Consider the following 25,555-nt stretch of genomic DNA (forward strand, 5'->3'; position numbering starts at 1 on the left):
CTGAAGTTTCTACCTATAACTAACGCATGATATAATTTAAAAGGAAGTTGTTATGAGAGTAAGTGATTACAAAAAAGTTTTGGATAAGAATTTTATTCTGCTTTTAACTTCTAATAGTAAAGAAAAAGCTGCTATAAATTCAATAATAAATAATATTCATAAAGTAACAATCGATGGAAATAATCGTGGTGCTTACCTAGGAATGATTGGTAATATTTTTGTTTTGCATCTTAGCGGTGAAAGTGGAACAATTAGCAAGTTTTCAATTGTTAATGTATGTAAAGCTTTTATTTCAAACGATATAAACCCCGAACCGACCTTAACTATCCTGTCAGGAATTTGCTGGGGTGATCCCAACATTACCAAGTTAGGAATGACTATTGTTTCAGATGAGCTGTGTACGGCAAATCAGCAGACAGTAACAAACGTAGGATCTACACCTAACATAAGAACTTTCAAGTCCTTAGTTTCAATTGATCAGGCTACATTTTCAGATAATGATAATGTAATTATCGGAAGGCTTTGCTCAGCCGAACTATTAATTAAAGATGCGGATTTTAGAACTAAATTGTTGACCTCTACCGCTGGTTGCTATGGCGGAGAGATGGAAGGTTTTGCATTAATTCCTGCTTTAAGAGACGTTAATTGGCTTATCATTAAGAATGTATCAGATTTTGCAGACGATGACACTTACTCCCGAGATGGTCAATTAGATTTTTGCAAAATTCTCGCTACAGATATTGAATATATAATTCCCAAAATCAAAACATTTTTAGATTTAACTTTCGACGTTGAGTCGGATGATGCGTTGTTAATTCGAGATGTCATCTCTGGTCCCTCCATTGAATTCAATATCAATGATCTAGATTGTAAAGAAATGAATACTCTGCTTAATGATAGCTACGGCAAAGTGATTTTACGAAAGCTTAGGAATTACATTGATGGTAAAATATTTAAAGACGACTTCATGTATGATATGGCTGACTTAATACTGGAATTAGTACAAAACGAATTTAGGCATAATAATTCCATTAAAATCACTGTTAAGTTTGACAATAAATCTATTCTTTTCAATTCGGAGCGTGTTTTTTATGATATTTCAGCTATTAAAGGTGATAATGGAGGAGCTAGAGCATGGCGCCGCATTCTTAATAAGTATATAAACTCATGCGATATTAAGTATTTTTATAAAGAAAAGAGCTTAGAGTTTAAGCTTGAAAGTTTTTTGGATAAGATTAATGGTATAAAATCAAAGTGTAAGATAACGTTAAATAGCTCAAAGTCTGGATTTTCACGCTACAGGCCTGCCCTTGAATTTAATGAAACATGCTCCTCGGTTTATTATGATATGCGAAATGAGATTATGACATCGAGAGTTATTGGAATATTCGAGCAAATAGAAGAGATCGTTAAAAATGGTAGGGTAGTTTATCTATCGGTTCGCGACCAATATCAAAAAGAAAAATACGTTGAGCTATTAGAGGAATATAAAGATATGATAAAATTTATAAACTAAATATAATCAACTTGAGAGTGATTTATGGGCTTTATTTAATATACTTTAGGTCAGTTTTGATGTGTGACGTCCGCAATCCAGTCTGTCTGAGTCAGCAAAATATAAAAGGCAAGGATAGTTGTCAGTCCTCTTTAAGAAATATCTAGATTTCACTAAACCGTAAAATAAAAAAGCTTGTGCCAATCTTTTTCATAGTGGAGTTCTCTAATAAATAGCCAACCATTTATGCACTCACTATATATCACTTCTGTTATTAATGGTTTTTCTAAATCTATCCTAACTTCATATAATGGGGTTTATATGAAGCTGGGATCCGTTAAAGGATCCGCGTATGATAGGGATCTTCATCGCGATCGTGCTCTTAGCAAATCTGCACCGTGCGGAGCTGGTGATTTAAACGGCAGCGCTACGTGAATTCTGCAGGGTTACAGCCCTGCACGTATCGCAGAATTCACACAGCAACGCCTCCCTGATGACGGCTGATAAACCGAACGATATGAACGAAAAACACCCTGCTTCCGCACTGATCCTGGCCTCCGATAGCGACATTGCCCACCGGCTGCGCGAGTTCGTGCAGGATCGTGAAGCTTTCTCAGATAACACGTGGCGTCAGCTGCTCAGCGTGATGCGGATCTGCGCAAAGTGGGCAGATGAAAACAGCCGCACTTTTCTGCCCATGTCCTCCGCCTGTCTTCGCGACTATCTCCTGTATCTGCAGGCAAGCGGTCGCGCCTCTTCAACAGTATCGACGCACGCCGCGCTGATTTCAATGTTACACCGTAACGCCGGACTGGTGCCGCCGAATACCTCGCCGCTGGTTTTTCGTGCGGTAAAGCGCATCAACCGCACCGCCGTTGTTCAGGGTGAACGTGCCGGCCAGGCCATACCGTTTCGTATTACTGACCTGCTGAAGCTGGATACTGCCTGGTCTGGTTCCGATCGTCTTATGCAGACGCGCGATCTGGCTTTCCTGCACGTGGCTTACGCAACACTGCTGCGCATCAGCGAGCTAGGAAGGCTCAGGGTCCGGGACGTTACCCGGGCATCCGATGGGCGCATCATTCTGGACGTGGCCTGGACCAAAACGATCGTGCAGACCGGGGGCCTCATCAAGGCGCTAGGCGAGTTGTCAACGACTCGCCTGACGGAATGGCTGACTCAGTCCGGGCTGATCTCCGAGCCTGACGCCTACATCTTCGGGCCGGTGCATCGTTCAAATCTGGCCGCCGTCAGCACCGTTAATCCCCTCTCAACCCGCGCCATTGAGGATATTTTCGGCCGGGCGTGGCGAACTGCCGGATCTCCGGGTGAGGTGAAAGCCAATAAAGGGCGGTACCGGGGCTGGACCGGACACAGCACGCGCGTTGGCGCAGCGGTCGATATGGCCATGAGGAATTACAGTACCGCGCAGATCATGCAGGAAGGAACCTGGAAAAAGCCCGAGACGGTAATGCGCTATATCCGCCACGTGGATGCGCACGCCGGCGCCATGGTTGATTTTATGGACAGCCATCTGTCAGGCTGAAACTGGCCAGTTACGTGCTGACGCCAGGGCGTGTGAGAGCTTAGGGAGAGACAGATGCCTGAAGCATCCTCATTACAATTTATGTTTCCGACGCCGGCGCCCTCTATCTTACCTGAAGGAAGCGGCCCCTCCGTCCCTGAGAGGCATTGAGACGACTTTTATCTTATTATTCAGGAGCCGTTCAGCATGCCTGACATTTTCAGGAAAATTTTCTGGTACTCCCTGCTTTCATGCATGTACAGGCTCTTTCTGTGGCTTTGAACATTACATACCCATAACATAGGACATGATCGCCTGATGAAGCCGGCGGGGTGTAGCCCATGTCAGGAATGCAATGGCCTTGTTTCCGAAACCGGGTATCACGCTCATTTTACCGGCCTCAAGCGCATGGATACCGGCTTTAACTACGGGTTCTGGTTTCATCATGACATTTTTCAGCAGTGGAGTGAGCTTCATGCGCGCTGCCTCAGCAAACCCGGTGTCTGAGATGCCTGGGCAGAGGGCCGTGACGGTGATACCCTCAGATTTCAGCTCCTGATGGAGGGCATCCGAAAATTTGAGTACGTAGGATTTTGCGGCCGAATAGACGGCAAAATTTTTAACGCCCTGGTATGACAGGAGACTGGCCACCATCAGAATACGGCCTTTTCCGGCGGCCTTCATATCCTCTGCAAAAATACGGGTGACCGCTGTAAGGCTGGCGATATCGAGAGTTATCATGTCCAGCGACTCCGCGAGTGACTGCTCCAGAAAGCCACCCTGCAGGCCGTAGCCTGCGTTATTAATTAACGTGTCGACCGTAATATTCTGTGTCCTAAGTCGCCTGTGCAGATCGCTGACAGCTTCCGGTTGGGAAAGATCAACCTGCTCAGTAATGACGTCAGTTTTAAAACGCTGACGTATTTCATACGCCAGAGATTCCAGTTTATCGAGCCTCCTTGCCACCAGAACGAGAGGCCTTCCCTGTGCAGCGAACTGCCGTGCAAACTCTTCGCCAAATCCGCCTGAGGCTCCGGTGATAAGAACCCATTTACTGTCTGATACTGTCATACGAGTTGCTCCTGCATTGATGCTGTTAGACGAGGTTGCCCCGGGAAATTAAGCTATTGTGTAGTCAGTGCGTTTACTTAATATTGAAAATAAAAAACATCATTATCTTGTATTTTCGATGATTTAAATCACAATGACTGAGTTATAAAATTGAACTGATGTTCTTCCGCTGTCATAAGATAAAACCCCGCCTGCTCAAAGAAACGCTGAAGATGCTGACTGCTTCCAGTGAGAATCGCGATCGGCTTGGTGTTCTCTTCACGATTGATAATCGCCACCCGGATGCACGTTTCATAATGGAAATTCAGACGTAACTGCTTAAGGGACAGGTCCGGCACCAGCGAAGCCATCACATGAACATTTCTGGGTTTTTTCCAGTCCGATGACGACTCCATCTGAGAGACAGGCATACTGAGAAAAACTATCTCTGCTTCGTTCGCTACAGACTCGCAATCATCCAGCGTCCGGCAGGGATAGTCTTTTGCCATTTTCTGGACGTGGCTGCAGCCTGAGGGGTAAAGAAATACCTGCGTCTCAGGCAGGCTGCGGTAAATTGCCGTAATGATGCTTTCAGAGGAGGCATTGAGGCCTATAAATCCTATCCTGTTCATGTTAATCCCGGTCTCATAACGGCGATGTTCAGTGCTGCAAAATTGCGTCTTTAACGCGGCCGTGACGGCAGTCATCTTTCTGAAACTGCAGAGGTGCTTCACCGTCAGTCTCAGGCGGCTGCCAGCCTCCGCCGAGCGCCCGGAATGCGGCGACCGCTGCGCGAGCGCTTTGCGTCTGAGCCTGCGCTCTGGCGTCAGAAGCCTGCAGAAGATTTTCATCATCATGCAAAACATCTATCAGGCTTGCGGTACCCTGTTTCCATGCAATAAAAGACGACTGACGTGCGCCGGACAGCGCTGTTACGCCTCTGGTCAGCGCTGCAGTCTGTATTTCACTGTTAATCAGAGACGAGAATGCGTTTTCGACGTCCTCACTGGCCCGCAGTACCGACAGGCGATAAGCAGCGAGCGCTTCGGCTTTCTGGCCCTGAGCCTGATCTATCTGAGCATTGATGCGTCCGAAATCGAAGAGCCGCCAGCGCAGGCCCAGCACCCCGGCATACTGGCTGGCACCGCCGGAGAAGAGGTTTCCGCCCGATACGGATGTTGCGCTGCCGAGTAATGCACTGAGAGAAAGCTTCGGATAATACTCACTGACGGCAACCCCGATACGCGCATTTGCGGCAGCGAGATTGCGCTCCGCCACAATAATATCGGGTCTGCGGCGCAGGAGATCAGCAGGCGTGCCTGCAGCGGATATCTGCGGCGCCTGCGGAATGGCTCCCGGTAAAGTCAGCGCACTGCGGTGAGTCCCCGGCGGAGAACCGAGCATCACGTCTAACGCATTCATGGCGGCATCAAGCCCTGTCCGGAGAGCCGGCACGGTGGCCTCAACCTGCGCCAGTGCACCTTCAGTCTGCTGAACCTGATACCCGGGAGCCAGCCCTTTTGTCTGCAGGAGTTTCACCTTTTCCAGAAGCGCCTGCTGCGTCCGCACCTGTTTCTCAGCGATGTCGAGCCGCGTCTGTAAACCGCGCAGGGTGATATAGAGTTCAGCAGTCTGGGCAGCCACCACGAGGCGGGCAGCGATCACTCCCGCTTCAGAAGCCTGATAGTCAGCCAGAGCCGCCTCGCGTCCGCGACGCAGCCCCCCAAACAGGTCAATCTCCCAGCCTGCGTTGAGATCGGTTTCATAGCTGTTGCCGAAGCGACTGAAGTCCGGGGTGGTGCTGAGAACCTGACCCAGCGGGGTTTCGGCAGACTGATAAGCTCGCCCCGCCTGACCGCTGACGTTTGCCGATGGCAACAGCGCTGCGGTGGCCGTACCCAGTCCCGCCCGCGACTGTGCCATCCGGGCGGTTGCCTGCGCGATATCCAGATTCTGTGCCAGCGCGTCCTTAACGAGCTGACTCAGCAGCGGATCGTTGAAGCCCTCCCACCACACGGCGAAGCTGGCGGGCCGCGATCCGGCTCTGCTAACCACCGCCGGATCAGCCATGTAACGTTTCGCATGCGGCGCCTCCGGTCTGTGATAATCTGGTCCGACGGCACAGCCCACCAGGATGCCGGTACTCAACACCAACGCTAACGGACGTAAAGGGAACATGAAAATTCCTTGAGACACTTTTGAAGTGTGACTACATTACCAATTAGTCACTCGTTGTCAATCTGCGTCTGCTGCGCTAAGCTGGAAGAATGAATAAACCTATGACTACTCACCCCGTCAGGGGCCCCTCAGAACACGCAATCCGCGATCAGGTCGTCGCAGCCGCGACGCAACACTTCGGGCATTTTGGTTATGAGAAAACCACCGTATCCGATCTGGCAAAATCGATAGGGTTTTCGAAGGCTTACATTTATAAGTTTTTCGATTCTAAACAGGCTATTGGCGAGCAAATCTGCTCTGATCGCCTGAAAATGATCATGGATATTGTCCATGCAGCCATCACTGCAGCACCGACGGCGTCTGAGAAGATGAGGCAGATGCTCAGGGCGCTGACGCAGTCGGGCAGCGACCTTTTCTTTCACGACCGAAAGCTCTACGACATTGCCGCTGTCGCCGCGCGCGATCGATGGCCGTCGGCAGCTTTACATGAAGAAAATATAAGACAACTTATTGAAAGTATTATCCTTGAAGGAAGAGGCTCCGGGGAATTTGAGCGTAAGACGCCGCTTGATGAAGCCACACAGGCCGTTTTTCTGGTCATGAGGCCGTATATCAGCCCGGTTATGCTGCAGTACAACCTTGAAACTGCAGAGTCCGCTGCGGTGCTCCTTTCGTCACTCATATTGAGAAGCCTGGCTCCCTGAGAAAGTGACCATTGACATTAACGGTCACTAGAATGAGAATGCGGTTACCTTCCTTTAACGATAATCTGGTAACCCATGCTCAGGATCAAACCTGCCACCTTAGCTGTCTGCCTGCTGCCGTTAGCCCTGGCGGGCTGCGGCGACACTTCCGGCACCGATGACCCACGCACGCAGCCCCCGCTGGTCAGGGCGGTAAACGTGGCGGAGTCTGACAAGACTGCCCGTTCCTTCACCGGCGTGATTGTCGCCCGCACACAGAGCGACCTGGGCTTCAGGGTGTCGGGTAAAATCCTTGAACGTCTCGTTGATACCGGTGATACGGTGAAACACGGACAGCCGCTGATGCGCCTTGACCCTGCTGATCTGAGTCTTCAGGCACAGGCTCAGCAGCAGGCTGTTGCGGCTGCGCGCGCGCGCGCCAGGCAGACCTCTCTTGATGAAGCGCGTTACCGGGGTCTGGTTGCAGAGGGTGCGGTATCAGCATCAGCTTACGATCAAATCAAGGCCGCCTCCGATACCGCCAGAGCTGACCTCAGTGCCGCACAGTCCCAGGCTGACGTGGCACAGAATGCAAAAAGCTATGCCGTGCTGCTGGCCGATGCCGATGGCGTCGTCATGGATACGCTCGCTGAGCCGGGTCAGGTGGTCAGCGCGGGTCAGCCGGTTATCAGGTTAGCGCGGGCCGGGCAGCGTGAAGCCATTGTCCAGCTGCCTGAAACGCTCAGGCCTGCCCCTGAAAGCCAGGCTGTTGCGACGCTTTACGGCGACAAAAATCAGTCCGTTAATGCACGACTTCGCGTGCTTTCTGATGCGGCCGATCCGTTAACCCGCACTTTTGAAGCACGATACGTGCTTGAAGGTGCGCTGGCGAACGCACCGCTGGGGGCGACCGTCACGCTGCAGATTCCGGATGAAGAGGTGCCACATAAAGCAACCCAGGTCCCCATAGCGGCGCTCTTTGACGCCGGTAAGGGCCCGGGAGTGTGGGTCATTACCGGTCAGCCCGCCCACGTGGCCTGGCGGGCGGTGCAGGTAGAGGGCCTGAGTGACGATATGGCAAAAGTTTCCAGCGGAATCAGTGCCGGCGATGAGGTGGTTGCGCTTGGGGCTCACCTGCTGCACGAGGGCGAAACGGTCCGCGTTGCACGCCAGGGCGATGGCAGCATTGCCGGAGGCCAGCCGGATGAGTAACGCCCGTTTCAATCTCTCTGCGCTCGCCGTCCGTGAGCGCTCGATTACCTTATTCCTGATCATTCTGATAACAGTCGCCGGCATTCTGTCATTCTTTGAACTCGGCCGGGCAGAAGATCCCCCGTTTACCGTCAAGCAGATGACAGTCATCACCGCGTGGCCGGGGGCGACGGCGCAGGAAATGCAGGATCAGGTTGCTGAACCGCTTGAGAAGCGCCTGCAGGAGCTTAAATGGTACGACCGGAGTGAAACCTATACCCGACCCGGGATGGCGTTCACCATGCTGTCGCTGCAGGACATCACGCCGCCTTCGCAGGTGCAGGAGGAGTTTTATCAGGCGCGTAAAAAGCTGGGCGATGAGGCTAAGAATCTGCCCGCCGGCGTTATCGGGCCCATGGTCAATGACGAATTCTCTGACGTCACCTTTTCCCTCTTTGCGCTGAAAGCGAAAGGTGAGCCTCAGCGGTTACTGGTGCGGGATGCGGAAGCATTGCGCCAGCGGTTGCTTCATGTGCCGGGCGTAAAAAAGGTCAACATTATGGGCGAGCAGGCTGAGCGCATCTTTGTTTCTTTTTCCCATGACAGGCTGGCCACGCTGGGTATCTCTCCTCAGGACATATTTTCCGCGCTCAATAACCAGAACGTCCTGACGCCGGCAGGCTCCATTGACACTCAGGGCCCCCAGGTATTTATCCGCCTTGACGGGGCGTTCAGCAGTCTCGAACAGATCCGCAAAACGCCCGTCGTGGTGAATGGCAGAACGCTGCTGCTGTCGGACATTGCCACTGTTGAGCGGGGATATGAGGATCCCGCGACGTTTCTCATCCGCAACCAGGGTGAACCGGCGCTGCTGCTGGGCATTATCATGCGGGAGGGCTGGAACGGCCTTGAACTGGGAAAATCACTGGATGCGGAAGCGGCCATTATTAACGCCTCCATGCCGCAGGGCATGACGCTGACGAAAGTCACCGATCAGTCAGTCAACATCAGCTCTTCGGTCGATGAATTTATGGTCAAGTTCTTCGTTGCGCTGCTCGTGGTCATGGTGGTCTGCTTTGTCAGCATGGGCTGGCGCGTGGGCGTGGTGGTGGCGGCTGCCGTCCCGCTGACGCTGGCAGTCGTTTTCGTGGTCATGGAGGCATCAGGTAAAAACTTTGACCGCATAACCCTGGGTTCACTGATTCTGGCGCTGGGACTTCTGGTGGACGATGCCATCATAGCGATTGAGATGATGGTCGTAAAAATGGAGGAAGGCTACGATCGTATTAAAGCCTCCGCCTACGCATGGAGCCACACTGCCGCCCCGATGCTGGCCGGGACGCTGGTGACGGCCGTGGGCTTTATGCCCAACGGCTTCGCACAATCCACCGCCGGTGAATACACCAGTAACATGTTCTGGATTGTGGGTATTGCCCTGATAGCGTCGTGGGTGGTCGCTGTGGTGTTCACACCCTATCTGGGCGTGAAAATGCTGCCAGAGATCAAAACGGTGTCAGGCGGCCACGCCGCCATTTACGACACGCCACGTTACAACCGATTTCGCCGGCTTCTGGCCCGCGTCATTGAACGTAAATGGGCAGTCGCCGGGACGGTTATCATCATCTTCACCGTGGCCGTTCTTGGCATGGGGCTGGTCAAGAAACAGTTCTTCCCGACATCCGATCGTCCGGAGGTGTTAGTTGAGGTTCAGATGCCTTACGGTACCTCAATTGAGCAGACCAGTGCGGCCACGGCGAAAATCGAGAGCTGGCTGAGAAAGCAGAAAGAGGCCAGAATCGTCACCGCCTATATCGGACAGGGCTCACCCCGCTTCTATCTGGCGATGGCACCTGAGCTTCCTGACCCTTCATTTGCGAAGATTGTGGTCCTGACAGACAGTCAGGATGCCCGCGATAATCTTAAGACCCGGCTGCGTGAAGCCGCCGCCAGCGGGCTGGCTTCTGAAGCACGTGTTCGCGTGACGCAGCTGGTTTTCGGTCCGTATTCACCTTATCCGGTGGCTTACCGGGTGATGGGGCCTGATCCGGATAAACTGCGTGCAATCGCAGGCGAAGTCCAGGCCATCATGCAGGCCAGCCCCCTGATGAGGACCGTGAATACGGACTGGGGCCAGCGCGTGCCGACGCTTCAATTTTCACTTAATCAGGACCGACTTCAGGCCGTGGGACTGACGTCAAATACCGTCGCGCAGCAACTCCAGTTCCTGCTGTCCGGCATTCCTGTTACGTCGGTTCGTGAAGACATCCGGTCCGTGCAGGTTATGGGGCGTGCAGCCGGCGATATCAGACTTGATCCCGCCAAAATAGCCGGCCTGACTCTGGCAGGCGGATCAGGTCAGCGCATTCCGCTGTCTCAGATAGGCGATGTTGAGGTAAGGATGGAAGACCCCGTGCTGCGACGTCGCGACCGCACCCCGACCATTACCGTAAGGGGAGACATTGCAGACAGCATGCAGCCGCCCGACGTTTCCACGGCAATCCTCAAACAGCTGCAGCCTGTCATCGCCAGGCTTCCTGCCGGATACCGTATTGAGCAGGGAGGCCCCACTGAGGAGTCCGGAAAAGCGACGAAGGCCATGGTTCCGCTCTTTCCGGTTATGATTGCCATCACGCTGTTGATCATCATTCTGCAGGTCCGCTCAATGTCAGCGATGGTCATGGTGTTCCTGACGTCACCACTGGGGCTGATTGGCGTGGTACCGACATTGTTGCTTTTCAGTCAGCCTTTCGGAATCAATGCCCTGGTGGGACTGATCGCGCTATCGGGCATTCTGATGCGTAATACGTTAATCCTGATAGGACAAATTCATCATAATGAACAGGAAGGACTCTCGCCCTTTGAATCAGTGGTTGAGGCGACGGTACAGCGTGCCCGTCCCGTCTTACTGACGGCAATGGCCGCCATCCTGGCCTTTATCCCCCTGACGCATTCTGTTTTCTGGGGAACGCTGGCCTACACGCTGATTGGCGGAACATTTGCCGGCACCATTGTTACACTGGTTTTCCTGCCAGCAATGTATGCCATCTGGTTCAGGATACGGGATGATAAAAATCCCGATAAATCTGTGTAGTAATAACCATAACACTAACGGCAGGGGAGCATTTTCCCCTCCCGTCCAGCTTATTATCGCTGCACAGTCTGGTCAGGACTGCGCGTGGCTGAATTGGGTATTTGCATTTTACTTGACTGCCTGTTTGCACTTCTCTTGGTCATCTGCAACAGAAAATAGAGACAGTTTCCTACCGAGTTGACCGGCAGCTATGAGCGATCAGCAGACGTAGACTGATGACTACTCAGTGAATTAATCATTATTGAACATACCCTCCCGGCAACGAACTCAATCTCTATCGTTTTAAGACAGCTAGCGCTAGTTGTTGATGACGCACTATAAAGTTCGCTTTGAGGGCACTGTAGCGATGAACATCGTTCCAGCTGAGTAATGCAGCTGCATGTTTTATCTCAGCATACTCTTCTGCAATGTCTTTGTTTCTTCGAAGATAATCACGGAAAGCAAGATGTCTTAATACCTGCGTATCTCCGACTGCAAACGCATGAACTTGATGACTACGCTGATCACCACCCTTAATGAAATATCTGCGCCCCGCAATCCCGTTCTCACCGCGAGCAACATACCCGGCGTGGGCCATTGCAGAATGGTACTTATCCAGTTCATTGATGTCGGAAACTTCAAGTAGCATATCAATTACGGGCTTTGCGGAGAGACCAGGAACTGACGTGCTCCCAATATGATGGACATCTTTCGCCACTCCACCACCGAGCAATGTCTTTATCAGTAAGCTTTCAGCTTCAAACATCTCAGGCCATCTATCATCGTATGGCACAACAATAATTTTCCGCATAAACACATCCTCTCTGTCGGGGTTATTTACCATCACAGCACTGTTTCGGCCTTTCCTGGCATCCTGATAACGTTAAATTATCTGATTTTTTTGCACATAAAAACACTCAACGGGTCTGCTGCATATGGGGGGAATGCATCGCATATCTCGTAACCACAACTACGATAAAGTGCTATAGCCGGTTGCTGGAGAATCCCTGTCTCAAGCAACAAGATGCCCGAATTATTTTCTGAAGCTATCGTCTCGATTGCAGTGACAATTTTTTCTCCGAGCTTCCTGCCCCGGTATTCCGGTCGAATATAAACCCGCTTAATCTCTGCTGAGCCATTTTCCTGAAGAAGCAGAGCGCCACAGCCTACAGGTGAGCCACTTTCATCACGCACGATAACGCACCGGAGTTGCTTGTCACTAACTGTTGAAAGATCCAGGCAGTGATTACTCTCTGCAGGATACAGTTGGCTTTGAAAGGCATCTAACTCGCTCACCAGACACGTTAGGTCAGAATCACTTTTATCTACTTCTGAAATGCTGAACATTCATTATCCTCGTTTCAGTTTTAACTACGGAATCTACCATAGTGTTCCACCTATTTTGGCATTCAGTATTTAACATACGGGTTCGTATGCAAGTTCCGTTGTTGGCACGGAGTGGAAAAACAAAGGTCCGATGTGATCGAAAAGCGGAAGTAGTCACTTTTGTGGTGTGCTCTCACGAAAGTGACTACAGGAACAGTTGCAATTCATATTAACCATTCAGTTGGCAGACAATTAGCTAGGGTGTAACCTGTCTAACTCAGCGAAAAGGAAGAGCTATTAGCTAAGCCATGAAAAAATACAAAAGCACCGGAGTAACAGGACGAGCAGGTGAGCTATATTTTGCTTATTGGATAGTTCGCTATTTTAATTGGCCTTGCCGATTGCTTGATATTGATGTTGGCATAGATGCTCAAGTTGAAATTTTTGAAGATGAAATATCAACTGGGGACTTTTTTGCGGTTCAAATTAAATCAACGGTTGGAAACACCCCTGATATACAGATCGATCTATCTGACTTTAGGTACTGGCAACAGTTGGAAACTCAAGTTGTTTTGGTCTCCATCGTAATGGCGGATGGCCATAATGATCCTGAGATGTTCTGGAAGCCATTTTCAAAAGAATGTCTGGATGAAATAGTTCAAGAAATAACCTCAAAAGGACACCAGTCCAAAAAAGTCACCTTCACAGATTCAGATAAATTATGTGTTGAATCCAAAAATTCCTGGAGGATGGCAATGCTTTCAGAATCCGACAAAGATCTGATAAGGCTCGCCAAATCATTATTAGATGATTTAGAACAACATGACTTAGATAATTTTGTAGAGGAAGACTATTACCTCCAAGATGAACACAAGGACTATATAACTTTTAATAGCGAAATTGACATATTCAACCATCATTTCATCGATTATGAAAAGCTGAAAGATGCTGTATCTCATGATAGAAGGCTGGTGCTAAGAGCTCCCTTTATAGAAGAAGCTATCGATTACTTTGAGAATAACGAGGCGATATTGCTTTATATGTTCAACCATGCTTTTAATTGGATTAAGGGCGACCGAACTCCAAATGAAATACTGCCCCAAACATTGAGTCGTGAAATTAGACGGCAGACAAAAGATTGGGTTTATCACATGACGGGTTATTGAAGAGCGCAGTTGCGCCCTAATTAATTAGGCCGCGTTCTGCATCATTATTTCAGCAATCTGATGTCGATATTCACTTACACCACTAAATATTTGACACATGTTTAACAAACATGTGACCATCTCACCATAAATTAATATATCGCGAGGTAAGTAACGTCTGTTCCTGGCACAGGACTGCTGTTGCAGCCCTGACAACCTTAGACTTCAATCGATTCAGATGTCTCTAACGCATCATCGACTTCGATGCCCAGATAACGGACTGTGCTTTCCAGTTTCTTATGGCCCAACAGAAGTTGGATCACCCGGAGATTCTTGGTTTTCTTGTATATCAAGTAAAGTTTTGTTCTTCTCATGGAATGTGTGCTGTAAAGCGAAGCTTCGAGACCAAGCTTTTCTACCCACCCATGAAAAATTCGGCTGTATTGTCGGGTTGATATGTGCCGGTTAGTTCCGATCCGAGACCGAAACAAGAAGTCTTACTGTGCAAATTGCCAAGCTTTATCAATGCAGCAACAGCTTCTCTTGTCCCTTTAGTTATCTCAAATTGCACAGGGCTACCGGTTTTCTGTTGCAGCACCGTAGCTCTGCTTGAAACCGAGCTACCATATACAACATCAGATACTTTGAGGCTCACCAGATCGCAGCCTCGTAGCTTACTGTCTAAGGCCATATTGAACAGAGCTAAATCACGCGTTTTACCTTCCAGTTCAAGTCGGATTCGAATCCCCCTGATATGAGATATCTGAAGTGGTCTTTTTTGGCCTATGATACGGTCTTTATTCCACGGTGACGTGTTCATACTCAAATCTTCTGCAATGTGGGAGATTTGAGTATGGTTGTCCCTTATGAGCGAGGAGCAGACAGGGGCCGTTGGTTGTTGTATAACGATTTCATTTAGATTGACAGTGTGATGAGAAAGGAAAGATGGGCAAAGAAAACAGAGATGATTTTTCTTCCAAGACTAAGCAAGCTTTAGCAGCAAGAGCGAATTTTAGATGTTCTTTTACAGGCTGTGCGCAGATTACATGTGGACCCAGTCATGAGTCTAGTTCTGCGGTGAATAACACTGGCGTTGCTTCTCATATTTATGCTGCAGCTCCTGGCGGCAGGCGATACAGAAGTGATATGACCTCTGAAGAACGTTCCGATATCACTAATGGTATTTGGTTATGTGTAACCCATTCTGTAATGATTGATAGAGATGAAGTAATATTCACTCCCGAAGTATTGCTTCAAATGAAAGAGGAACATGAACGTAAGATTCAACATGAACATTTAAAATTACCGGAAGAATCCAAATCCGAGTTGTTTAGGTTAGGTAGTCAACTAATTTTTACTGGAGAATTATTATCAGTTGAACCCACCACATGGAATATAAAACTTGATGAATACATTTCTGGTGATAAGTTTGACATTTTAAATGTGATAAATTGCTTCGACGACCTTACTAATGAAGGGAAATGTATAATTTCAGAATCACTTAGTGATGCCCGTTTACTCAGAATTCCCCCTAGAATGGTTTTCACATCTACTGGCCTTATTTTAGAGTTAAAAATATCACCAAGAGCCAAACGAATTAGTGGTCGTAATCTTGGGAGTGATTTGGCTTTAGATGATACTGGTGATCTTCTTATTGAAAATGGTGATATTAAGATCATTTCAGGCATAGATAGACTATCACAGCATCTCATGATCTGCTTATCAACGCAGAAAGGAGAAGTTTACGGACAGCCTGTAATTGGAGTAAACCTTTCTGAATATTATAATTTGTTCAAGTGTACTACTTGGCTAGAGCGAATTTTAAAACTTGAAGTGATTTATCATTCGGCTTTAGGCCCAGAAAACCATTTGCCAGTGGAAAGGCAAACCACTCTTGAGTGTATTGATCGAGTAGAAGCTTTTTATGTGGTCAGTGACATTTTAGATAAAGATTTTTTTACTGTCTTTATCGGTGTGCAGGTAAAAGATTATGGGCATTGGGAAGGTGAAGTAAAAATCTATCTCGATAAAAATGCTAAATTGCTATCAATTTGACCGACTAGCCTCATAGACTGATAAAACCACATATAAACTTACGCCAATGGCTGTAATTGGCACAAAGCGGAACCAGGAACGGGCTGATGTTCAGCTATGAGCGAAGAGCAGAAGTTCTGCGTTATAGTATAATAATGCAATGCCTTAGCAAAGGTTTCAATACTCGATGAAACTTCCTCCGCAGATGAAATTATAATAAATCCCTACAGAAGAAATTTATAATTTACATTCGCATGATTAAACTTTAGTGTTTGGGCCAAACCAGAAATAGATGGATATATTTTTGATGTAACAAAACCCAATTGAATTAACTCGGTTTTTATTGCATATGGATTCTCTACTTCAATTTTTATTAGGCTTTCAGAATGTAATGGTTTGAAGGGTTCTAACAATTTATTCTGGAAGGTAAACATGCATTCTTGACCATCCATTCTTTTATCAAATTTAAAATGAGTAATAGAAATTGGATGACCTGGGATGAACTCCAGTTCTTCCACTGCCAACATCCTAAATTTGCAAGATGAAACTTTCCCCGCCTGCATGAAATCGAAGTTATCACGATCTTTATTAAAAATAGAATCTACTATTTCTTTGCAATTAACATCGAATCCATATTGGAACCCTTGATAAAACTCCTCTCCTGTTAGAGTACTTTCACCAGTATAGCTGAATACAGCTGCTTTTTCCTTTGTGTTAGGCCCGGAGGATTCAACTGCAAAATAAAGCGCTACTAAAGGATTTAGGCTCCAATCAATGAATCTTGTTGGCAATCCATAATGCTGAGCTAACAATAACAGTGATAGATCTGAGTTAAGAATAAATTCTTTGTTTTCAACCTCGTTGAGATATGGAGGCAAAAGATTTTTAAAATTAACATATCCAGAGTGTATTGGATTTAACTTATCACTCATCATTTTTTTAAGTGATTCATTTTTAAAGATATCTTCAAACCTTTGTGAGTTTAATTCTATATTCCCGTACTTTTCTTTTATTTCATCGATTGAAGGAATAATGCTTCTGGTAAGAGATGACAATATAGGCCATTCAGTATTGCCTTGGCCCCTGAATAAATTCCCATAAAGCCACTCCCCATTGGATTTTTTAACAAGATTCAGAAAATCTGCGACACTACTGACAACTCCAGTACAAGCGGTGTTATCTTTTGAATAGAGATCTTTCATTAATCACCTAGCATTAGTTATGTTTTAAAGTCATTTTCTTTTTGCAACTTAATGTTCAATGATAAGAAATGCAAGCATATCTTAAGACTTGATTCTTAGCTAAGAAGCGTCTGCTATTGGCACAGGGCTGCTGTTGCAGCCCTGACAACCATTGTCGGAGTGACACGCGAAAATCATATCGCCTCTCGCCGCGTTCTTGAAAAAGCAGGTTTGCTGTTTACCCAAAGGGTGGACAATCCTAAGGACCCACCGGCTAACCTGATGTTCACTCTGACTATCGAGCAATGGAAGAGGTTAAAACGACAGGCTTGAGGCAGGGTTAGAACTTTGAACTAATTAATATTATGTCCTCTATGAGCGAAAAGCTGACATTTATAGAAAGAGTCCGCGCAACTGATGCGACATGAGAAAGCGTCATGTAATCAATGTCGGTAAAATTACTTCTAAACAGGAGACTAATGATAAGCAGAGATCAAGGTTCAGACCTCTGCCTGATTGAACATGATCAGCTGTCTCCTTTATAATATTTTTGTGCACTTACCGAGGAGATATAATCAGACTGAATAGACTTTTTCGCATCAGAGCTTCCCAGCTCGCTGTTGAGTTTCGCTATATCAAGTGACCCGTTCCAGCGAGAAATAACAAGAGTAGCAATCCCATTGCCAATAACATTAATGAGTGCGCCCCCCTCTGAAATAAAGCGATATACTCCAAGAACAAGTACCAGACCCGCAGCCGGGACACTGTTCAATGATCCCAGCGTGGCAGCAAGTGTGATAAATGCGCCACCGCTGACACTTGCTGCTCCTTTTGAGGTCAGTAAAAGAATGACCAGCAGAGATATCTGATGTTGAATTGAAAGATGAATGTCCAGCGCCTGGGCAATGAATACCACCAGTACCGTCATATTGATACAGCTGCCGTCGAGATTAAAGCAGTAGCCAGAGGGCACGACCAAGCCCACTACAGGCTTGTCACAGCCAAGCTTTTCCAGCTTAGTCATCAGTCGGGGCAGCGCTGATTCTGACGATGACGTCCCCAGTACAAGCGCCAGCTCTTCACGAATATAACGCAGGAAGCGCCATAAGCTGAACCCACAAAGCTTAGCCACTACGTTAAGGACTATAAAAACAAAAAACAGGCCGGTCAGGTAGTAACATACCAGAAGGGCACCGTAAGAGGAGAGTGATGCCACACCATATTTACCGATGGTAAATGCCATGGCGCCCATTGCACCCAGCGGGGCAACATACATCACAATCTTGAGCATGCGAAAAAACGTTTTTGCGACCAAATCAATGGTATTAAGCAATGGCTTACCTGTATCACCAAGCAACTGAAGCCCAAAAGCAAACAGGATAGAGATAAAAAGCACCTGCAGGATATTTCCTTCAGCAAACGCGCCAAAGACGGTTTCAGGAATAATATGCGTCAGAAAACCGGTTACGGATTGCTCATGCGCTGCTTTGGTATAAGAAGCGATAGCTCCTCCGTCCAGCGAAGCGGGATTAATATGCATCCCCTTGCCAGGCTCCATCAGGTTAACACCAATTAAACCTATAATGAGAGCCAGCGTAGTCAGCACCTCAAAGTAGACCAGTGATTTCCAGCCTACCTGACCGACACTCTTCAGACTTTTCATGCTGGCAATACCACTGACAATTGTGCAGAAAATAATAGGCGCGATTAGTAGTCGGATAAGCTTTATAAAAGTATCCCCAAAAGGTTTCAAATTCACGCCAATATTTGGGTAGAAATGTCCTATTCCTATACCAATAATAATAGCAATGATGACTTGTATATAAAGGCGTTTATACCACTTTACATTATCTTTTTTCGAGGCGCGGATGCTCTGAGACATAATAATTCCTCGGAGTGATGGTGCAATTGTAGGGTCAGTAAAAGGCGTGTCATAGCACGCCCTTTGTTATTCAGACAACACGATTTTTTATTACACCTGCAAAGAAACCAGCCAGATTATAGTTAATTCCTTTTATTAGGTTATTTACCCCGGTCTGACTTGCCCAGGCAATATGGGGAGTAATCAGCAGGTTTTTATGCCGAACGTGAAGAAGCTTATTTTCAGGGGAGGGCGGCTCTTTAGCCAGTACATCCAGCGCTGCGCCAGCTATTTCTCCTCTGGTGAGGGCATCGGCCAGGTCGTCCTCATTAATTAGCGCACCTCTGGCCGTATTGATAAGCAGAGCGCTGGGCTTCATGCGTGCCAGCACATCCTGATTAATGATCTGATGCGTTTCAGCGGTCAGAGGGCAATGCAGCGTCAGGATATCGCTCTGAGAGATAACATCATCAAATAGCGTGTAACCCTCCCGCACATTATTTTGCCCGGGCCGTTCAGCAAACAAAACATTGATACCAATAGCTCTGGCAAGGCGGGCAACGGCACAGCCAATATCTCCGCGTCCGATAATGCCCAGAGTTGCTTCCTGAATGTCACCGATTGGGGATTTATGCAGGCAGAAATGTGAGGAAGGACTCCATTCGGTATGTGACGAGCAGCAGTACTCAACAAGGTGGCGCCTCAGGGCAAAGACAGAAGAAATCACGCTTTCGGAGACGCTACGAGTCGAGTAACCAGGAACATTACTGACCACAATCCCGCGCTTACGGCAATAGTCTGTATCGATACAGTCATAGCCTGTAGCCGCAACGCAGATAAAGCGCAGAGAAGGCAGTTTTTCCAGCGCGGATTTACGTAACGGTACTTTGTTAGTGATGACAATTTCTGCGTTATCCAGGACAGAGACAACATCCTCTTCCCGCGTACTTTCCCGGTAAATCCAGTCATCACAGCGCTGGGGTTTTTCTAACTGTACGGGCAACGTCCCCGCATCAAGCGTCACAATTTTCATACCGCCCCCTGTTACTGGTTTTTATAGCGTGATATCTCAATGAGATTGAGGTCGGGATCACGAAGGTAAAATGACGTAATGGGACCGCATGCACCCGTGCGGGTAACCGGCCCCTCAACTAGCGCCACGCCACATCGCTCTAGGTGCTCCTTTATTTTTTCAGCCGGATAAGAACTGATCAGGCAGATATCAAGTGAGCCCGGCACAGGAAGATGCGCTTTAGGATCTATTTCCTTACCGTATTCATGAACATTTATTTTTTGCTGACCGAAGGTTAAAGCAACTCTGTTATCACCAAACTGGTTTAGTTTCATGCCAAGTACGCGAGTATAAAAATCGATGCAGGCTTTAATATCCCGCGTAGTAATTACAATATGGTCAATATGGTCAATCATGTCGGACTCCCTGTTTTATCTAATCTTTTAAAATTTTGTTCGAGTGATACGGGCATCTGATGTAAGTCAGAGCGTTGACCGGCTTTGACAATCGCACCATGAACTTTATGGCCAATAAGTGGCTCAAGATCACGTGATATACTGAGGAGAGCAGGCAGATCTATGTTGGTCTGATAACCCATCAGCTCAAGCAAATGCACCATATCCTCTGTACAAACATTGCCGCTCGCGCCCGGGGCGTAGGGGCACCCACCGAGCCCACCTGCCGATGAATCAAAGCGATTAACGCCTTCACTCAGTGCTGCCACGGTGTTTGCCAGCGCAAGCCCGCGGGTATCATGAAAGTGTAAAGTGATCTCTAAATCCGGGAAGTGTTGCTTCACTACACGACTCAGTGAGGCAACCTGGGTTGGATACGCCATTCCTGTCGTATCACATAACGTCACGCCGCGAACGCCCAAGCTTGCAAAACGGTCTACAAAATTCAGAACCGTATTTTGCGGTACGTCGCCTTCGAACGGACAGCCAAAAGCCGCTGACAGAGAAACGTTAATCGCAACAGGCGTATTACTCAGCTCGTGAATCACCTGGCTTAGCTGCGAAAAAGAGGCCTCTCTGCTCATGCGCAGATTCGTATTGTTATGGCTTTCACTCGCCGACATGACCAGATTGGCTTCATCAATCTGGCAGGCCATGGCACGTTCCGCGCCACGCAGGTTCGGTACAAGTACGCTGTATTCAACGCCGGGCACTCGACGAATTCCGTACATCACCGCTTCAGCATCTTTTAGCGTCGGTATTGCTTTAGGGGAAGTAAATGATGTGACTTCCACCTTCGAAAAACCGCACTGACTAAGGCGATCAATCAATGCAATTTTGTCCCGCGTTTCTACAAAGACGGCCTCATTCTGTAAACCATCACGTGGACAGACTTCCTGCATATAAATGCGGCCAGCCGGGAATTGTCGCTGTAGACTCATACAGCCCCCTTTTCTTTCAGCATCATGCGCTGTATTTCATCAATTCCCAGTTCTGACAACACCTCTTCCGTGTGCTGACCCAGTTCTGGTGCCGCATGCCTGATGCTGCCGGGTGTAGAGAGCAGTTTAGGAACGATACCAGGCAATATAACCGGCGTGCCGTCAGGTAACTGCGCTGATAACAGCATGTCGCGCGCTTTATAATGTGGATCATTAGCGATGTCTGCAGCGTCGTAAATTTTTCCGGCCGGAATGCCGCCTTTATTCAGGGAGGCCAGTACTTCCTGCAGGCTGCGCTGACTGGTCCATTCTCCGATCGCTGCATCCAGCATTTCGACATGTTTCACACGTCCGTCATTGTGTGCCAGTGCCGGATCGGCTGCCAGATCCGGACGCTCAATAATCTGCATCAGACGCTGAAAAATAGAGTCGCCATTTCCGGCTACCAGCGCGTATTTGCCGTCTTTACAGCGGTAAGCATTGGTCGGCGCGATGCCGGGCAGGCTGCTGCCAGCGGGCTGGCGGATATGATCAAACACAGAGTATTCAGGGATCAGGCTTTCCATCATGTTAAAGACGGATTCATACAACGCCACGTCTATCTGCTGTCCCTGACCGGTCGTTTCCCTGCTTCGAAGGGCGAGTAAAACGCCGATGACGCCGTGTAGGGCAGACAGAGAGTCGCCGATTGAAATGCCGACGCGCACCGGCGTTCTGCCGGGTTCGCCCGAAAGATGACGTAACCCTCCCATCGCTTCGCCAATCACGCCAAAACCAGGTCGATCGCGATAAGGACCCGTTTGTCCATAACCTGAAACACTTAAAACAATAAGTCCGGGGTTATTCGCATGTAGGGTTTCCCAACTGAGCCCCCACTTCTCCAGCGTTCCGGGACGGAAGTTTTCAATCAGTACATCAGCCGTGTTGAGCAGTGATAGGGCAATTTGCTGACCTTCAGGCTGTCGCAGATCCAGCGTGACCGAACGTTTATTGCGTGACTGCGCAGACCACCACACAGACGTACCGTCATGAAGCATGCGCCACTTACGTAAAGGATCGCCTTTGCCTGGTGGCTCAATCTTTATGACGTCAGCGCCAAACTCCGCCAGCATCCTGCCAGCCATTGGCCCGGCAATAAGCTGGCCCATTTCAATAACGCGCAGCCCTTCGAGTGGTAAAGCCATGCTTCCTCCATTCACTTTTACGTAACATGAGAAAGCATTGCTCCACGTGAGGGATATGGGAATTCACATTTTTTCAGCGACCCTTTCCTGAATGGAAAGTCAAAATAGAATTTGTTTTTATATTTAAATTAAACAACTGATTTAATTAAATTTAAAATAAAAACCCTTTATTTACCTTGTGAATAAAGAAAGCTTAACGTGTTTCAGCAAACGCTGAATCTGGGACGTCCATCAAAAACTCCAACAGCTTACTGGCCTCAGGATGCGGACTTTTTTTGGCATTTATACCAATGCGCAGCGTGCGTATCGCCCAGTCATCTTTTAGCGTGATGGCTTTAAGCGTGGAACCAAGAAGAGCTGGCGTGATGGCTTTCAGGGGTAAAATACCTATCCCCAGCCCGGCCTGGATCATGCGACACACTGCATCAAAACTGGTGACCTGAATGCTGACCTTCAGCAAACGGCCTGCGCTAACAGCCGTGTCCGTTATTCGTCTGAGCAGTGAGCTTCCCTGATTCAGCGCTACATAATCCCATGCAAGGGTATCGTCAAACCATATTTCATCATTCAGGGCAAGAGGATGAGCTGTCGGCACTAACAGAACAAGTCTGTCCTGGCGCCATGGAAAGGTCTTGAGCGCTGTCGCGTCAACGTTATCTGCAAAGATGCCGATATCCACGCGGCCAGAGTCAACTGAATCAACTATCGCATCGCTCAACGCTTCCTCAAGATAAATTCTGATGCCAGGATTTGAGTGAAAGAAGGCGGCCAAATCTTCAGGCAGGAACTGAATAACGGCTGAAACGTTCGCCGCGACGCGAACGTGACCGATCGCGCCGCGCGCATAGTCATTCAGTTCGCTGGCCATGGAGTTAACGCTGTCCAGCAGGGACCGGGCATGACGGAGTAGCCCTAAGCCAGCGGTCGTGAGCTCAAGGCCGCGAGGCTGCCTGACGAACAGCTGGCAGTTGACATTACGCTCAAGTTCAGTAATACGCTTGCTGACCGCAGAAAGCGTGATGCTGGAAATTTCAGCCGTTCTGGTCAGGCTTTTGCAGTCCGCTGCAGTAACGAACAAACGCAACGTATTTAAATCAAAATGACTGATGTTCATCGGTTTTTTTCACTGGTTGCGAGATCAAAAATGAATGTTAAACCAGAATCATCATCCTCCTTCCAGACGGGCAGGTCATTAACTAAATATGGTTCGCTCTAATCCAAAATTGATTTATGCGCGGTTGCCAAAAGTGAAAGCCCGCTTCTGGCATAAAGCGGACTGACGTCAGGCCAACGTCTGCGATGAGCGAAACACGGATGCTGTATTAGTACCAATTAAAAACGCCAGACTGATGCTGTCCATTTCCGGTCCGGAGACTTGATTGAATGAAGCTATGCAAATCTCTGTCAGATTTCGTACGCCCAGGGTAAACGCGAAAGCACCACAGGCTGCATTCTGAATGGACCCATTCAGGAAACTGATTCGTGCAGAGTAAGGTTATCTTCAGATGTCAAAAGCTTCTGTTAACCTGTTATCGAAGTTGTCCGGAAAGTAAGAAAAACAGGAGTGCCCCGTAAGACTGGTTATCAGAAAACCATGTCGGTGACACGATTTTCTGATGTCTAAAAGAAACTAACGGAACGTTGCCTAAATGTCAGATCACCACAGCAAGGGAGCTCTGCCCGGAGCGGATGCTGTAAGGGCGCTTACTTCATCCAGCGTCCGGATTTGCTCATGCGTCAGCTGTAAATCCAGTGCCCCCAGATTATCATCAAGCTGGCTGAGTGAACGAGGGCCAATAATCGGCACCGAACCGTGTGTGCCTGCCCAGGCGATAGCAACCTGTCCCGGACTGGCCTGATGTTCCGCAGCAATGGCCAGCACGGTATCAAGAATCTGTGAGCGCTGCGCCGAGTTTTCCGACTGAAACACGCGACCACCAAAGCCTTCCGCTCGCCCTTTCTCTCCCTGCCGGTATTTGCCTGACAGCATGCCGCCACCCAGTGGCGACCATGTCACGATGCCAAGTCCCAGATCAAATGAGGCAGGGAACAGGTCCGCTTCGGGTTCACGGCGGACGAGGCTGTGTTCGAACTGGGCCGCGGCAATGGGGACTGCACGGGTCAGTTCAGCCAGCGTTGCCGTCCTGGCGAGCTGCCATGCCGAAAAATTAGAGAGTCCGGCGTAAAGAATTTTTCCTGCCGAAACTCGACATCGCCATCAGTATCGCGCCAAAGTCGAGATGGCTGCCGTGCTGATACATAAAGCGAAACAGCTGACGCATGGTATTTCCTGAGCGCGGCTGACAAAGGTGCCGCGCAAATGAACTGCTCCGGAGCTGATGTTCCGGAGGCGCGTTATGAAAAGGATCTGCGATTGCAGGCCCGTGAAGTTCACCGCAGCATCAGCAGGGGATGACGGCTTTCTGCCAGCATTGACGTGGTGTGGCTGCCGATAAAGAACCGGCGCAGCCGGGAGTGTCCCCAGGCCCCCATCACGATCAGGTCCATGTCGTTCTCTTCCGCGTAACGACACAGCCCGCGAGAAACAGATTCATCCTGAATTATCCGGGACTCTGTATCAATGCCGGCTGCCTGCAGGATCTGCTGAGCATCAAGAAGTGAAGCATCGTCGCCGTTCACCATCACAACATGGCAGTTCAGACCGCGAAGCAGCGGGCTCACGGTCAGGCGGGTCAGGTTTCTGCGGCTTGCCTCGCTGCCGTCCCAGGCAAAAAGCACCCGGGATGGCGCGCTGAACGTTTCCGGCACGACCAGCACGGGCTCTTTCTGCAGGCGGATGACGCTTTCCAGCTGACTGCCCACGGTGTGTTCCGCACCACGCCGGCCAAGCAACATCAGCCTGACGTCATCCAGCCCGGCAAGGATTTCATCCAGCGCGCCGTGCAGCTGCAGCTGGCGCACTTCCGGAATTCCCTCACGGGCAAGCCGCTCCGCGCAACCGGCCAGAATGGCTTTACCCTGCGCCATGAGCAGGCGGCTGCGCTCACCCTCCACGCGCGCAAGCTCTTCGGTCAGCAGCTCTTTGCTGTCGATGCCAATGCTCCCGCTCAGGTCAGAGACGGCAGGATGACCGTCTTTTTCCAGCACGTGCAGCAGGGCCAGCGGCGCGGAAAGGCCGGCGGCAGCCCACGCCGCGTAGTCACAGACCGGCAAGGTTGACGGCGAACCGTCCACGCAGGCCACAACGGTATTGTTCATAGCTT

The 25,555-nt window shown here is 49.0% G+C and carries 21 protein-coding genes and 1 pseudogene; 7 read left to right on the top strand and 15 right to left on the bottom strand.

Annotated elements, in window-relative coordinates:
- The first annotated feature begins 52 nt into the window (after positions 1 to 52).
- A complete protein-coding gene (locus tag AC1MDE_RS13010) occupies positions 53 to 1,516 on the top strand; it encodes a hypothetical protein (RefSeq protein WP_480344612.1) in 1,464 nt (487 codons plus the stop codon).
- Between the two features lie 496 nt (positions 1,517 to 2,012).
- A complete protein-coding gene (locus tag AC1MDE_RS13015) occupies positions 2,013 to 3,041 on the top strand; it encodes a tyrosine-type recombinase/integrase (RefSeq protein WP_480344739.1) in 1,029 nt (342 codons plus the stop codon).
- A gap of 264 nt (positions 3,042 to 3,305) precedes the next feature.
- On the opposite strand, the gene AC1MDE_RS13020 is transcribed toward AC1MDE_RS13015, so the two are convergent.
- The 3 genes from AC1MDE_RS13020 to AC1MDE_RS13030 form a co-directional block, all read right to left on the bottom strand.
- Positions 3,306 to 4,091: an SDR family NAD(P)-dependent oxidoreductase gene (locus tag AC1MDE_RS13020; protein ID WP_480344613.1), complete on the bottom strand. Its 786-nt coding sequence runs from the start codon at positions 4,089 to 4,091 to the stop codon at positions 3,306 to 3,308.
- A gap of 128 nt (positions 4,092 to 4,219) precedes the next feature.
- Positions 4,220 to 4,702, bottom strand: coding sequence for a hypothetical protein (locus AC1MDE_RS13025; protein WP_480344614.1), 483 nt, complete (start codon positions 4,700 to 4,702; stop codon positions 4,220 to 4,222).
- Positions 4,703 to 4,730: 28 nt separating this feature from the next.
- A complete protein-coding gene (locus AC1MDE_RS13030) occupies positions 4,731 to 6,248 on the bottom strand; it encodes an efflux transporter outer membrane subunit (protein ID WP_480344615.1) in 1,518 nt (505 codons plus the stop codon).
- Between the two features lie 89 nt (positions 6,249 to 6,337).
- Between AC1MDE_RS13030 and AC1MDE_RS13035 the strand changes: the two genes are divergently transcribed.
- The 3 genes from AC1MDE_RS13035 (at position 6,338) to AC1MDE_RS13045 (ending at position 11,213) form a co-directional block, all read left to right on the top strand.
- A complete protein-coding gene (locus AC1MDE_RS13035) occupies positions 6,338 to 6,952 on the top strand; it encodes a TetR/AcrR family transcriptional regulator (RefSeq protein WP_480344616.1) in 615 nt (204 codons plus the stop codon).
- Between the two features lie 75 nt (positions 6,953 to 7,027).
- Complete coding sequence (locus AC1MDE_RS13040) at positions 7,028 to 8,143, top strand: efflux RND transporter periplasmic adaptor subunit (protein ID WP_480344617.1); 1,116 nt, start codon at positions 7,028 to 7,030, stop codon at positions 8,141 to 8,143.
- The gene (locus AC1MDE_RS13045) at positions 8,136 to 11,213 is read left to right on the top strand and encodes an efflux RND transporter permease subunit (protein ID WP_480344618.1); all 3,078 of its coding nucleotides are present in this window, start codon (positions 8,136 to 8,138) and stop codon (positions 11,211 to 11,213) included. Before AC1MDE_RS13040 ends, AC1MDE_RS13045 begins: the two co-directional genes overlap by 8 nt.
- Positions 11,214 to 11,487: 274 nt before the next feature.
- Here AC1MDE_RS13045 and AC1MDE_RS13050 read toward each other — a convergent pair whose 3' ends face one another.
- On the bottom strand, positions 11,488 to 12,003 hold the full coding sequence (locus AC1MDE_RS13050; RefSeq protein WP_480344619.1) for a GrpB family protein: 516 nt from the start codon (positions 12,001 to 12,003) through the stop codon (positions 11,488 to 11,490).
- Between the two features lie 77 nt (positions 12,004 to 12,080).
- Entirely contained in the window at positions 12,081 to 12,539 is a 459-nt protein-coding gene (locus AC1MDE_RS13055) for a GNAT family N-acetyltransferase (RefSeq protein WP_480344620.1), read from the bottom strand.
- A 287-nt stretch (positions 12,540 to 12,826) separates the two neighbouring features.
- Here AC1MDE_RS13055 and AC1MDE_RS13060 point away from each other — a divergent pair, with 287 nt between their 5' ends.
- Positions 12,827 to 13,684 (top strand): DUF4365 domain-containing protein, encoded by an 858-nt coding sequence (locus tag AC1MDE_RS13060; protein ID WP_480344621.1) that lies wholly within the window; start codon positions 12,827 to 12,829, stop codon positions 13,682 to 13,684.
- A 197-nt stretch (positions 13,685 to 13,881) separates the two neighbouring features.
- Here the strand turns inward: AC1MDE_RS13060 and AC1MDE_RS13065 are convergent.
- Positions 13,882 to 14,483 (bottom strand): annotated as a pseudogene (locus AC1MDE_RS13065) (tyrosine-type recombinase/integrase).
- A gap of 125 nt (positions 14,484 to 14,608) precedes the next feature.
- Here AC1MDE_RS13065 and AC1MDE_RS13070 point away from each other — a divergent pair.
- Positions 14,609 to 15,718: a hypothetical protein gene (locus tag AC1MDE_RS13070; protein ID WP_480344622.1), complete on the top strand. Its 1,110-nt coding sequence runs from the start codon at positions 14,609 to 14,611 to the stop codon at positions 15,716 to 15,718.
- A gap of 203 nt (positions 15,719 to 15,921) precedes the next feature.
- Here the strand turns inward: AC1MDE_RS13070 and AC1MDE_RS13075 are convergent, their stop codons facing one another.
- From AC1MDE_RS13075 to AC1MDE_RS13115, 9 genes are all read right to left on the bottom strand, one after another.
- Positions 15,922 to 16,899 carry an FRG domain-containing protein gene (locus AC1MDE_RS13075; protein ID WP_480344623.1) on the bottom strand — a complete coding sequence of 326 codons (978 nt, stop codon included), beginning with the start codon at positions 16,897 to 16,899 and terminating at the stop codon, positions 15,922 to 15,924.
- 505 nt (positions 16,900 to 17,404) lie between these two features.
- Positions 17,405 to 18,760 (bottom strand): C4-dicarboxylate transporter DctA, encoded by a 1,356-nt coding sequence (gene dctA / locus AC1MDE_RS13080; protein WP_480344624.1) that lies wholly within the window; start codon positions 18,758 to 18,760, stop codon positions 17,405 to 17,407.
- 70 nt (positions 18,761 to 18,830) lie between these two features.
- A complete protein-coding gene (locus AC1MDE_RS13085; RefSeq protein WP_480344625.1) occupies positions 18,831 to 19,772 on the bottom strand; it encodes a D-2-hydroxyacid dehydrogenase in 942 nt (313 codons plus the stop codon).
- A gap of 11 nt (positions 19,773 to 19,783) precedes the next feature.
- Positions 19,784 to 20,167 carry a VOC family protein gene (locus AC1MDE_RS13090; protein WP_480344626.1) on the bottom strand — a complete coding sequence of 128 codons (384 nt, stop codon included), beginning with the start codon at positions 20,165 to 20,167 and terminating at the stop codon, positions 19,784 to 19,786.
- On the bottom strand, positions 20,164 to 21,147 hold the full coding sequence (locus AC1MDE_RS13095; protein ID WP_332959577.1) for a hydroxymethylglutaryl-CoA lyase: 984 nt from the start codon (positions 21,145 to 21,147) through the stop codon (positions 20,164 to 20,166). The genes AC1MDE_RS13090 and AC1MDE_RS13095 overlap by 4 nt, the downstream gene beginning before the upstream one ends.
- The gene (locus AC1MDE_RS13100) at positions 21,144 to 22,331 is read right to left on the bottom strand and encodes a CaiB/BaiF CoA transferase family protein (protein WP_480344627.1); all 1,188 of its coding nucleotides are present in this window, start codon (positions 22,329 to 22,331) and stop codon (positions 21,144 to 21,146) included. The genes AC1MDE_RS13095 and AC1MDE_RS13100 overlap by 4 nt, the downstream gene beginning before the upstream one ends.
- Positions 22,332 to 22,524: 193 nt before the next feature.
- Positions 22,525 to 23,445: a LysR family transcriptional regulator gene (locus AC1MDE_RS13105; protein WP_480344628.1), complete on the bottom strand. Its 921-nt coding sequence runs from the start codon at positions 23,443 to 23,445 to the stop codon at positions 22,525 to 22,527.
- A 543-nt stretch (positions 23,446 to 23,988) separates the two neighbouring features.
- Positions 23,989 to 24,522, bottom strand: coding sequence for an aldo/keto reductase (locus AC1MDE_RS13110; protein WP_480344740.1), 534 nt, complete (start codon positions 24,520 to 24,522; stop codon positions 23,989 to 23,991).
- Between the two features lie 200 nt (positions 24,523 to 24,722).
- The gene (locus AC1MDE_RS13115; RefSeq protein WP_480344629.1) at positions 24,723 to 25,550 is read right to left on the bottom strand and encodes a universal stress protein; all 828 of its coding nucleotides are present in this window, start codon (positions 25,548 to 25,550) and stop codon (positions 24,723 to 24,725) included.
- Between the last annotated feature and the right edge of the window lie 5 nt (positions 25,551 to 25,555).

The sequence above is a fragment of the Pantoea folii genome (assembly GCF_056678875.1).